Raw genomic sequence first — 13,010 nt, forward strand, 5'->3', positions numbered from 1 at the left:
CATGTTTCTCAACTGCCACTCTTTTCATTCCCTGCGCTACGGCACCATTCCGCTGGATGATCTGATCAGACAGGCAGCCGAGTGCGGTGTCACTGCTGCTGCTTTGACCGACATCAATACCGTAACAGGGATTTATGATTTTATAAAAGGCTGTGAAGCCTCAGGCATAAAACCATTAATTGGAATAGAATTCCGCTGCAGACACAAATTCCGCTATATAGGGCTTGCCAAAAATGCTGCAGGGCTTGCCCAGATGAACCGCTTTCTGACCGATTATAATTTCAGCGGTGCTCCCCTGCCGGAAAAAGCTCCGTCTTTTGAATCGGTGTATTTTATCTATACGCTGGAAAATGCGCCTGCACAGCTCGGCGAGAATGAATTTATCGGCATTGAGCCTGACCAGCTCGGCAGGCTTTTTATGCCCGAACTTAAAAAGAAGATTTCCAAGATGGTTATCCTGCGACCTGTGGTATTCCGAACCAAAAGGGAATACAACCTGCACAGGATACTGCGCGCCGTTGACCTCAATGAGCTTCTATCCAAACTTGGGCCTGATGACTGCTGCAGAAAATCTAATATGATGATTCCCGAAGCGGAACTTATCGGGCTGTATAAAGACTATCCACAGATCATCCAAAATACCCGATTAATAATTGAGAACTGTAATTTTAAGTACGATTTCGAAAGCCCGAAAAACAAAAGGCATTACACTAAAAATAAAAAAGGGGACATTGCCCTTCTGACCACCCTTGCCGAGGAAGGTCTGGTATGGCGTTACGGAAGGCATAACGCTGAAGCAAAAGCGCGTGTGGAGAAAGAGCTTAAAGTGATCAATGATCTTGAATTCAGTGGCTATTTTCTCATTACTTGGGATATCATACGCTACAGCAACAGCCGCGGTTTTCTGCATATCGGAAGAGGTTCGGGCGCTAACAGCATTATTGCCTACTGTCTGGGAATAACGGACATCTGCCCTTTGGAGCTTGACCTGTATTTTGAGCGCTTTCTGAATGAAAACCGCAAAAGCCCTCCTGATTTTGATATCGACTGGTCTTGGAAAGAGCGTGATGTGATCCTGAAATACATCTTCGACCGCTACGGTTATGAAAATGTGGCGTTTTGCGGCACTAATGTGGAATTCAAATACCGCTCGATTTTTCGCGAGGTCGGCAAAGTTTTCGGACTTCCGAAAGACGAGCTGGATATGCTGGCAAAAAATCCCATGAAGCTCCACCAGACCAATTCCATTGTCAAATTGGTGCAGGAATACGGCATGATGCTGGAGAAATATCCCAATATGCGGAGCATGCATTCCTGCGGAATCCTGATCTCGGAAGAACCGCTTACCAATTACACGCCGCTGGAAATGCCTCCAAAAGGTTTTCCCATCGTGCTCTTTGATATGCATACGGCTGAAGATATCGGTTTTGATAAATTTGATATATTGAGCCAGAGAGGCATCGGACATATTGATGACACGGTAAAAATAATTGAGCAGAACAGAGGCATCCGCATCAATATCCGGGACACGAGAATCTCAAAAAACGAACAGTCCGCAAACGTCTATCTTGCAGAAGGGCGAACCATAGGATGCTTTTACATTGAAAGCCCTGCTATGCGTGGGCTTTTGCGACGTCTGAAATGCAATAACTATAAAACACTTGTGGCTGCCTCTTCCATTATACGTCCTGGAGTGGCACAGTCAGGGATGATGAAAGAGTATATCTTCCGACATAACAACCCGTCAAGATTTGAATATTTTCATCCGGTCTTTGAAAAGGAACTAGGAGAAACTTACGGCATTATGGTGTATCAGGAAGACGTGATAAAAATTGCCCTGCATTATGGCGGGCTCTCAGCCGCCGATGGAGATATCTTAAGGCGTGCCATGTCGGGCAAGGGACGCTCAAAAGCCGCTTTGCAGAGAGTAAAGGACGATTTCTTTATTGCGGCCGCGGCAAAAGGGCATCCCGAAGCGCTGAGCCAGGAAATCTACCGACAGATCGAATCCTTTGCAGGCTATTCCTTCTGCAAGGCGCACTCCGCATCCTATGCGGTGGAAAGCTACCAGAGCCTTTATCTGAAGGTGCACTACCCTGTTGAATTTATGGTAGCCGTAATCAATAATCAGGGAGGATTTTACCGCACGGAAATCTACGTGCACGAAGCCAGAATGGCGGGAGCTGTTATCCATACCCCATGCGTGAATAAAAGCGGATATGAAACTGTGCTTTACGGCAGCCATATCTATCTGGGCTTTATGCACCTGCAGGGGCTGGATTCCAAACTCTCGCAGTTCATCGCTTATGAGCGCGAGAGAAACGGAGTTTATAAATCACTCGAAGATTTCATAAACAGGGTTCCCATGGGTATTGAGAATATAAAGGTACTTATTTTCATTGGCGCATTCCGCTTTACGGGAAAAACCAAAAATCAGCTGCTGGTACAGGTAAGCCTTCTGATGAATAATTTCAAGCCCGAGAACCGCGGGCTTATGCTCATTGAACAGCCAGCAAAAGAATTTAAGCTGCCTGTTCTGGAGCGCTCTGTATTTGAAGATGCTTTTGATGAAATCGAGCTTCTGAATTTTCCGGTTTCCTGCACCGTTTTTGATCTGCTCAAGACCAGATTCCGAGGGGATATCATGGTGCGCGATCTTCTGAAATATCATAAAAAGCAGGTCCGCATGCTGGCTTACCTCATCTCGACCAAGCAGGTGCCTACCAAAAGGGGCAATATGTATTTCGGGACGTGGATCGATCATGAGGGAGCCTATTTTGATACGGCGCATTTTCCAGACAGTCTGGTAAATAACCCGTTTCAGGGAGGAGGCTGCTACCTGCTTTTGGGGACTGTGGAAATTGATTATCATTTTCCGACGATCACCATTTCCAGAATGGCGAAAATGCCTTTCATTCCTGATCCGAGATATTCTGACTCGGAAAAAAGGTATACCACACAGCACAATATCAAACAGGATGTCAGCAGCACACACCGCCAGCCTTATCCGCAGGATCATGAAATTAATCTGCCGCGTCACAGAATGAAATTTTGACAATTTAGTTATGCAATATCCTAAGAATGAATTAATTTTGATAGAGAAGCAAAAACAGAAAGAGGAAAAAAAGCATACCATACATCAGTTTTCTGCTGTTCCTTTTCCGAAGCTTTTGTTTTCGCTGCTCGTTTTCTTTTATAAGTCTTTCGATGCGTTTAATGTCTATTGGGCAAGTTTCCATAAGATAGTTTATTCAAACTTAAGCTGTATGAAAAAGACAAAAGCCCTTAAAATGGCAAATTAGTATCAGGATAAGACATTTTTAAAACAGCCTTAAAACGGAAAATTATGTGTTATTATACCCAGCAGAATGCCTCGATAGAAGATCTCAAAAGACGCTTTAATGCGGAACTCGACAATGAGGAAACCTATCTGCAGTCGGATTTTATAAACGGGTTCTCCCATCCAAATATTCCTGTGATACTGAATTCCTCTCCGCATCTAATCACAACGGATTATACTTGGGGGCTGCTGCCTTCCTGGGCAAAAGACATTGAGTTCAGGAAAAACACCCTTAATGCCCGCATTGAAACCATTGACGAGAAAGCATCATTCAAAAATATAACGCACAACCGCTGCCTGATAATTGCATCCGCCTATTACGAATGGCATTGGAATGATGAAAAGGGAAAAAGCAAGGACAAATACCAGATCAACTCGCAGGATGATGAAATCTTCACTTTTGCAGGTTTGTATTCGTCCTGGAGGGATCCCGTTACAGATGAAATTAAAAAAACCTATACCATGGTAACTACAAAAGCCAACAGACTAATGGACTTTATACACAACCACAAACACAGAATGCCCATTATGCTCAAAAAGCAGGATGAAACAGCTTGGTTGGACCAGTCTGTGGCTATTTCCGAATTTGCTTATCCTTATGAGGGAAATTTAATTGCTTTACAAATATAAAAAAACGGGCATGGAAGAAATTGATTATTTTAAAGGGCTTACAAATCAAGAATTTATAGATTATTACAAAATGGATCTTTACTCACCTATAGAAATTACCCTTTATACCTATCCGCATGAATTTGCAGAAGAAGATCCTCTGCCAATTGAGCATATTAACAGATGTAGGTTAATTTTATATGACTATATTTATAATGCCTATCAAAGTGCAGCATTTGAAAGACGACAACATCAAAAGAATATGTATCCCGTAAAAAAAGTAGACAATAGCGCGACAAAAATCAATGAAATCAAAATTGAAGAAACTAAGTCGAAAAAAATGGAACGATATGTACATGAAAAAAAAATACAGGAAGAGGCAGTCACTACAAAGATACAGGAACTGGAGCCTGAGCTGAGCTTCATAACCGATGAATATATAAAAAAAATAAAGTTAAACCTTGTAAACCTTTAATGAATAAAATCAATTCTGTATTTGTTAAGACAATGATAATTAGAGATACATGAAAATATACTTTATACTGGTCTTTAATTTAAGTTCAACTGACAAATCAATTAGATTAAAAAGAAGTTTATCCTCTTCATCTTCAGATAAGACATTATAATCTTTGGCCAGCTTAGTTTTAAAATAAAATTCAAAATACGAAATTCCTGCGCTTACCTTTTTCACATCACTTTCAATATAATTTTGCGGATGCTCGATCTCCAAACCAAGGTATACGATCACGCTATTCCTCTGTTTATAAAAGATGTCACAACGAGTAATGAAAATATCTTAAGAATCCCTATTCTAGTTGCGGAAAATCTCTGCATATAATTGCAAATGTTTTATTATTTTATAACGTAAAAAAACTGACTTTAAATCAGTTACTGATATTATATTTTATTACGGAAACACGTAATTAAATAATAATTAAAAATTATAAATTACAAGCAGAAAAAAATCGTATTCAAATTAAACCGAACAACTATTATGACATTAAAATCCATAAGCCGCGAAAAATTTGACAATTATGATTTTATGAGATTTTCGACATTTTCTGCAAAGGAATATTACTGGTTTGCAGATGATGATGCAAATATCATAGGATCGGTTTTATTGGATAATTACGATAAGGACTGGAGTTATATAATTCTCGCAAAGGAAGAAGATGGAACCTATGCCCTGGCGGATATTGCAGTATCAATCGAAATGGAAGAAAATGCCGTTGAAAAATTAACTCAGAAAATGATCGAATATGCTGAAATTGGAAAAATCGAAAAGAATTTATACCACTCAAACTTATTTGATCCAAAATCATCTATTATAATTACTGAAATGGATGACGTAGTGAAGAAATACTTTAAAAGTCATCCTGAAAAAATGTACGAAATGAATCCCCGAAAATTCGAAGAATTGATTGCAGCAATATTTAAAGACCTCGGCTATGCAGTTGAATTGACGAAAGCTACCCGTGACGGCGGTCGTGATATAATTGCAAGCATTAGCACAGCTGCAACAAATTTTCTTGCTTATGTAGAATGCAAAAGGTATGCTCCTGATAGAAAAGTAGATGTTGGAATAATTAGAGATGTTGCTGGAGTACAATATATTCACAAACCTTCAAAAAGTATAATTGTAACCACTGGTTACTTTACAAAAGATGCAATTGAAACAGCAAAACAGATTGAAAACCAGCTTGATTTAAAAGATTTCTCAGATATCAAGACTTGGCTGGAGAAATATTAAGAATAAGCTAATATTTTACTAATCAATAAATCGAGCCTGTTTTCAGCCGTCAAATTCTTTATCCTTTTTTTTAATTATTATCACAATAGTATGACCGAAATAAATTGGAATATCTTTAAGGCAAAATTTTACCAGCGCGAATCAGCTGTATTTGAAAACCTTTCATATCATATGTTCTGCCTCGAACATAATAAGCCTTATGGTATCTTTAGATTTAAAAACCAGACCGGCATAGAGGTCGAGCCAATAAATATAGATGATCAAGTTATAGGATTTCAATCTAAATTCTATGATGTGAAACTGGCTGATAAAAAAGATGATCTGATAGATTCGCTTGAAAAAGCCAAATCAAAAAATCCGCTTTTAACGACACTATACATATATGTCAATAAGGAGTTTTCTGAAAGCAGGATCAAGACACTCAAGGAACCGAAGTATAAATCGGAGATTGAATCAGCTGCCAAAAAACTCAAAATCAAAATCATCTGGAAAGTTCCAAGCAATTTCGAGATACAGCTTGCCAATCCACAAAACTTCCACATTGCAGAGTATTATTTTAGTGATGCATCTAATATTGTAGATTTCCTAAATGGAATTAGCGCCCATTCGGAAAATATTCTTTACTCAATTCAAAATGATATAAAATATCGAGACAAGATAATTCATATTACGCGCACCGATTTAATGTCACAGCTAAAAGATTCTGCGACAAAATTAAAAATCGTTAATGGAGACGGCGGCTGCGGCAAAACAGCTTTGATCAAAGAATATTACAGGGAATTTAAGGGAATACAGCCTATTTATGTATTTAAAGCTTTGGAATTCGATGTGCAGAATATGCAGGATGTATTCAAGCAGTATGGTGATAAAACATTCGTGGACTTTTTACAAATTCATAAAAATGATTCCTCTAAAGTAGTTGTCATCGATTCTGCCGAGAGCCTTTCCGAAATCAACAATAGAGAAGTCTTTAAGGAGTTCCTGGCAGGGCTCATTCAGGATGAGTGGCAGATTATTTTCACCACCAGAAATGATTACCTTGATGACCTGAAATTTCAGTTTGTCGACATTTATCGGGTTTCCTTCCAATCAATTTTCATTGATAATCCTACTATTGAAGTCCTTCAGGAATTAGCGGAACAAAACCACTTTGTTCTCCCAGCCGAAACATCATTTCGAAATTTGCTTTGCAATCTATTTTACCTTGACGAGTATTTGTCAAATTATGATGCGTTCGAAGCAAATACCACCTCATTGCACTTCAAGGAAATCCTTTGGAACAAAAAAATTCAAAATTCAGGCATAAAAAGTAAAAACATTCATATCCTCAGAGAAAACTGCTTCCTAGATATTGTTAAAGAAAGAGTGGATACAGGAAAGTTTTTTACCACTGCGGAAAACTGTTCTGGCGAAGTCCTTGCTCTTTTGATGCATGATGAAATAATCAAGTACGATTCCAGCAACGGCGGATATTTTATAACTCACGATATATATGAGGAATGGGCTTTGGAAGTAATTATTTCAAGAGCTTTCAGACAGTCATCAAATTATGAGGAATTCTTTATTCTTATTGGAAATTCACTGCCTATCAGAAGGTCTTTCCGTAAATGGCTATCGGGAAAGATAACTGATTCAGCCTTGGATATAGAAAATTTTATAAGCAGAAGTGTCAATGGTTCCAAGATAAGCAGTTTTTGGAAAGATGAAATCTTCATCACACTTCTACTTGCTGAAAATTCACAAATATTTTTCAATCGATTTCATGACCTGATTTTAAGGGATAATTTCCGCTATCTCAAAAAGATAGTCTTTTTATTGCGCATTGCATGCAAGGATGTTGACGAAACCCATAATCTATTATATCAGGATTATGATCTAAAACATTTTTTTACCAGACCAAAAGGAAAAGGATGGAATTGCGTAATAAGATTGATTTTTGAGAATCTTCAATCTTTTGACTCACAAAATATTGATTTCCTTATGCCTGTTCTCGTAGAATGGACCCGTAAAAACCCTACCGGCGAGACAACTTCACAAGCAGGCCAAATTGCCCTGATTATCTATAAAAAAATTGAAACGGATGAGGAATTCAAATATCTCCATATTGAAAAAAATCTCATTGAAATAATTCTCAACTCATCGTTAGAAATAAAAGACAGAATGGAATCTTTAATCGATGAAATCTTAATGAAGGAATATTCAAGAAGAGACTTGCCTTATTTTGATTTAGTAGATAAAATTCTAACAGCTAAATACGAGAATTACGTAATTATAAACAGTATGCCTGATCGCATTATCGCTCTGGCAAGGAAATGCTGGATTGACACTAAAGAATACAAAACGCAATTTTATTCAGATGCAAGTTTTGGCTTAGAAAGATATTACGGAATACGACATTCAAGCCGATCGGAATATTCTCCGGCAAGCGCTTACCAGACTCCTGTTTACCATCTTTTGGAAAAGGACTTTCTTCTAACTTTGAATTTCATCATTGAACTTGTTAACGGATCTGTTTTGAATTTCAATAATTCTAAATATAAAAATAGCTTGGAGAAATTCCAATTGAATTTCCCAGAGGATAAGATTCATTCTCAGTTCATAAGCACTGAATTATGGTGCATGTACAGAGGTTTTGGCAATTCGCCCGAACTGCTGCAGTCTATACATATGGCTTTAGAAAAGTATCTCTTAGTAAAAGCCCCAATTACAGATGATAAAATAATCGAGACTTGTCTGCTTTTCATGATTAAGACATCTAATTCTGCTTCCATTACGGCTATTGCTTCAAGTATAGTTAAAGCATATCCCGGCAAATATTTTAATATTGAAAAAATCCTATTCTCCTCTCCTGAAATTCTACTTCAGGATAGAATTTGCACATTTTCAGAAGAACGAAACGCTAACTTTTATCAAAGAGGATGGAATTCAGACTCACAATATTACAATAGGGAAAGATATGAGGCCCGAAACCAGCCCCATAGAAAAAAAAGTTTGGAATCAATGATGGTCAGTTACCAATTGTTTTACAACCCGTCCGCCACTGATGAAACAGCATCCCATAGAATTAAATCCGTTCACGAAATTATAGATCAACTTTATTCACGTTTTCCTGAAAAAAAAGGCTCCTCAGATGACTATATGATTAAAAGACTACTGATTTCAAAGCTTGATGGAAGAAAAATGTCACCAGTAATTGAAGAAAAAAACGACCAGACCATTATCAACTTAAATTCTGAAATTGAAAACGACCTTAAAGAACACAGCGAGGAAGCACTTAAAGCAGTTTCTCAGTTTTCAAGATACTACCCTTTAAAAAACTGGTCACATAATAAATTCGACAACCGCAATGAAGCGGGCAGTACGGAAATATATGATCATTCGCCTGAACTTGCCTTAAAGCAGGCCAAAGAACTGCTTGATGATCTCAACTCTGGTGCAGAAAATAGAAATTCCGAAGTGCCGGCATATGTGTGCGCTGCCCTATTAAAGGAGTTTTCTGAAAAATTGCCCCAGCTGGATCTTAACTACTGCTGTGAAGTAGTCTTTAGCTATGCCAACCTTCATCTGAAACAAGATTACGGCTACCAGATGTCAGACGGCGTGGAGGTCGCCATAAGTGCACTTCCTAAAATCGGCCAGCTATTTCCTGATAGGATGCCTGATATCAAAATAATTTTACTGCTGACTCTCTTTGATGATCACCCTTTAGGCGCATATAAGAGAATCTGCGATTATGCCATTGAAACCATCAATGGAGATCTACTTGCAATCCATGGTGAATTAAATCATCTATTCATAACGGGATTTCTGAAATTTAAGCCTTTATTAGATGCCGAAAGGCATAAAAAACCAAGCCGTTGGAATAAAAAAGAAAACCATCTCGGGATGTTTATGAAAAAACACGCCAAGGAAATCAAAAAATTCAGTACTCTCGACTTATCGCTTAATTACCACGATATTGCCACGCATCCTTTAGAGCATCTGGAAATCATTTTCAACCTGATACCCGTAGACACACAGAATCAGGAGCTTCTAGATATAATATCAATAATTTCCCCGATCGCTTCTCGAGATCTGCTCGTTAAAGATACGGACTATTCAATGCAGTATCATTTCCGTACAAGATTTTTTAATAGATATGCAGTCTTTTTATTAGAAAGAAAGCAGAACTGCATTTCGGCTTTCATAGATCCATTTAAGAATCATTTAACCGATAGCCAGGAATCCATCTATTTTATCCGAGAAATAATTTCTGCACAGGACCAGTATAATAAATACGAAAATTTTTGGAAGATTTGGGATCGCTTATACAGTGCAGTTCTGATAATCTCAAAAACGAAGACCAGCCGTTATGCCTCAGAACTAATACAAATGTATTTGCTGGCAGACTATATTTGGGGTTCTGGTAAGAAAGAATGGCACAGCCTACAAGATCGGGACAAACAATTTTACCAGAATATTGTGGATGACTTGGGTCAAAGACCAGAAACATTAAACTCGTTCTCAAAAATTCTTACTAGCATTGGAAGCCATTTTCTAAATGATGGAATCGGATGGCTTAGTGAGATTATCAGTAAACAGGACGATAAGAGAAGGGACAGATCAGATGACAATACAATATTCTATCTCGAAAATCTAATCCGAAAGTATGTGTATTTAAATCGCGAAAAAGTAAGGAAAGATATCAGGACAAAAAAGCAGGTGATCACAATCTTAAATTATCTAGTTGAACGTACATCAGTTAACGCCTATCTTTTGAGGGAAGACATCCTTTAGAGCTAATGGAAGATTCCTTCAGAAATAAATGCTGAGAGAGCTTGTTGGATCTAAAGCAAAACATAAAACTTCAAAAAGGCAGTAATTTAAGTGCTGCATTGAAGAAAACGTAGAATCACTGTGCGGCAATTCTTCAAATCCCGTTATATTAGCCATTAGTTTGGCTATTCTAATAATTGTTTTCATCCATAAACAAATAATAAATCATGAATGATTTTCGCTTTCTGGCAATCCGTCCCCTTAACGGCACTTCTTCAAAATTTAGGAAGAATCTAAAAAAGCAGGTAATTTACAAATTTTACCAGGACATACTATTTAAAGATCGATTTGGTGCAGAAATATTGAAGCGAAACAGCAATCTTAGCGAAAATGAAGTTTTTGTGCTCTTCCCTGAAAAAATACCGTCAGCAATATATTCAACGGAAAAGCTAAATATTAACGTTTGTGCAGTTGTTGGACAGAATGGCAGCGGCAAAAGCAGTCTGATTGATTTTTACAACCTTATACTATATTATTTGGCATCCCATCACTATGGCACTATGGATTCCACAGCAAGTGAAGCGGAAACAAACCTAAGATATTTAGCTCTTTTTGTTCGAGAATACTATTCAGAAATCAAAAGCTATTTTCCTACAGATGATATATTTGTGATTGACATTTCAAGCAAAATAAATGAACTAAAAGAAGACGAACTTCTTGATTTATGTAGCAATCTTGCTTCAAATTTAGAAAATAGATTAGTAACTCCTCTCAGATCTTTCACTACTTCGGAATCTGAACTGGCTCTGAGCAAAAAGTTGTGGAGATACTACATTGACAGCAGGGAGCATTATGACATTAAAATAAGGCACAGCATGCATCAGACCGAATTTGTTTATGCTGCTTTGAACAGGTCTTTTTCGGATAAAATAAAAGAACTAATTAAGATCTATCAGACTGAAAAACAGTTTAATGACAAACTGAAAAATAAGCTAAACTTCCAGATTTTTTATCATATGGCCGAGCAAGTGCATACAATCCAAAAAATTGGCAACATTGTAAGCGGTCTCCCCGAACAAATGTTTTACACCATCCTTTTAAATTATTCCCTGCACTCCATGAATTCAAATAATCTAGGACGATGGATCCATAAACTGTTTCATAAAAATGATGGCTATCAGACTCCAAATGTAATCAATCCTTTTAGATCGGAAGGCAACATAGACGTGAATTCAGAACTTTCTCTTTCTACCGACCGTCTTGTTTATAATGTTATCGACCAATATAGGACTTCCGAACATGCTGTCGTTTTAAAAAAATATAGTTTTAAAAGGTTTATTTTTAAGTTAAAAAAGAAAAACTATTATACTTTAAGCGAGCTAAAGATTGACTATAAGAATCGGGAAACTTTTCTGGACTTTTTATCTTCATATCCCCGACCGTTCCAATTTAATCTCGGCCCCCATACCATCACTGATTATTGTCTTGGCTACCTAATCAAAAAATTTCATAAGATTTCATCCATATATATGAATCATTTTTACGTGCGTCCGGATTTTTCACATTTGGATTATGAAAAAAGCATTGAAGCAGTTGAAAAATGGCAGATAGAAAAAGCCAAAGAGTTTCTGCTACAGTCCGACTCACACGTAGCGAAAAAATTTAATCAGACGTATAACTTTCTAGTAAATCATGATTTCTGGATGTCCGAGCTAGACTTCTTAAACAGTTGGGACATAGAAAAAGAAATGCATTTAACGGAAGAAGACCTAATACTATGGATCACTAAGGCAAAAGACAAAATGGGAACTGAAGAATCAGCAACCGGCGATATCATAACTGAGCTTTTCCCTGCAATTTTTGATATTGATATTGAATTTTCCAATGGCAAATCAATTGTAAAATTATCGGATTTAAGCTCTGGAGAGCAGCAGTACATATTTAACATCAATACCATAATATATCATATTAATAATTTAAAGACAGTAGAGCCTGTCCAGAAAAGCTATATCAGGAAATATGATTACGTCAATATAATCTTGGACGAAGTGGAATTATATTACCACCCTGAATTTCAAAAAAAGTTGGTCAAGGATCTGCTTGATGAAATCGGCGCATTAGACTCTCTTGGTGATTTAGTGAATTTTAATATCCTGTTTTTGACGCATTCGCCGTTTATATTATCGGATATACCCAACCAAAACATTCTAAGGCTGGAGGACGGCAGGCCTTCCGATAGAGAATTTATGCAGACTTTTGGTGCCAATATACACGACCTGCTCGCAAATGACTTTTTCCTGAAAGGATTTATGGGCGAATTTGCTAAAAAATTTATAAAAGATCTAATTTCAGAAATCGAAAAAGTTAAGGACAAGGAATTAACTGAAGATCTCTACAACGAATTTGTTGATAAAATAAATCTAATCGGAGAACCGGTCATAAAAAACTCGGTTAGATCACTCCTTGATAAACAATTCGAAGTTAATTTGATTTTGATCAAAAGAAGGGAAGAATTGACTCAGGAGCTTTATGCAATAAATAAAAAAATAAAGTAAA

General features: G+C 37.3%; 7 protein-coding genes. 6 read left to right on the forward strand and 1 reads right to left on the reverse strand.

Annotated elements, in window-relative coordinates; all coding sequences use genetic code 11:
• Window position 1 precedes the first annotated feature (1 nt).
• From NLG42_RS19580 to NLG42_RS19590, 3 genes are all read left to right on the forward strand, one after another.
• A complete protein-coding gene (locus NLG42_RS19580; RefSeq protein ID WP_257682009.1) occupies window positions 2-3,055 on the forward strand; it encodes a DNA polymerase III subunit alpha in 3,054 nt (1,017 codons plus the stop codon).
• A 291-nt stretch (window positions 3,056-3,346) separates the two neighbouring features.
• Entirely contained in the window at window positions 3,347-3,970 is a 624-nt protein-coding gene (locus NLG42_RS19585) for an SOS response-associated peptidase (RefSeq protein ID WP_257682010.1), read from the forward strand.
• A gap of 10 nt (window positions 3,971-3,980) precedes the next feature.
• Window positions 3,981-4,424 (forward strand): hypothetical protein, encoded by a 444-nt coding sequence (locus tag NLG42_RS19590; protein ID WP_257682011.1) that lies wholly within the window; start codon window positions 3,981-3,983, stop codon window positions 4,422-4,424.
• A 39-nt stretch (window positions 4,425-4,463) separates the two neighbouring features.
• Here the strand turns inward: NLG42_RS19590 and NLG42_RS19595 are convergent, their stop codons facing one another.
• A complete protein-coding gene (locus NLG42_RS19595; RefSeq protein ID WP_257682012.1) occupies window positions 4,464-4,697 on the reverse strand; it encodes a hypothetical protein in 234 nt (77 codons plus the stop codon).
• Window positions 4,698-4,943: 246 nt separating this feature from the next.
• Here NLG42_RS19595 and NLG42_RS19600 point away from each other — a divergent pair, with 246 nt between their 5' ends.
• From NLG42_RS19600 to NLG42_RS19610, 3 genes are all read left to right on the forward strand, one after another.
• The gene (locus tag NLG42_RS19600) at window positions 4,944-5,699 is read left to right on the forward strand and encodes a restriction endonuclease (protein ID WP_257682013.1); all 756 of its coding nucleotides are present in this window, start codon (window positions 4,944-4,946) and stop codon (window positions 5,697-5,699) included.
• 90 nt (window positions 5,700-5,789) lie between these two features.
• Window positions 5,790-10,475, forward strand: a complete 4,686-nt coding sequence (avs4, locus tag NLG42_RS19605) for an AVAST type 4 anti-phage nuclease Avs4 (protein WP_257682014.1) — start codon at window positions 5,790-5,792, stop codon at window positions 10,473-10,475.
• 206 nt (window positions 10,476-10,681) lie between these two features.
• Window positions 10,682-13,009 carry a hypothetical protein gene (locus NLG42_RS19610; protein WP_257682015.1) on the forward strand — a complete coding sequence of 776 codons (2,328 nt, stop codon included), beginning with the start codon at window positions 10,682-10,684 and terminating at the stop codon, window positions 13,007-13,009.
• The last annotated feature ends 1 nt before the right edge of the window (window position 13,010 follow it).

Origin of the sequence: Flavobacterium plurextorum, assembly GCF_024638035.1 — a bacterium.
Lineage (GTDB): Bacteria > Bacteroidota > Bacteroidia > Flavobacteriales > Flavobacteriaceae > Flavobacterium > Flavobacterium plurextorum.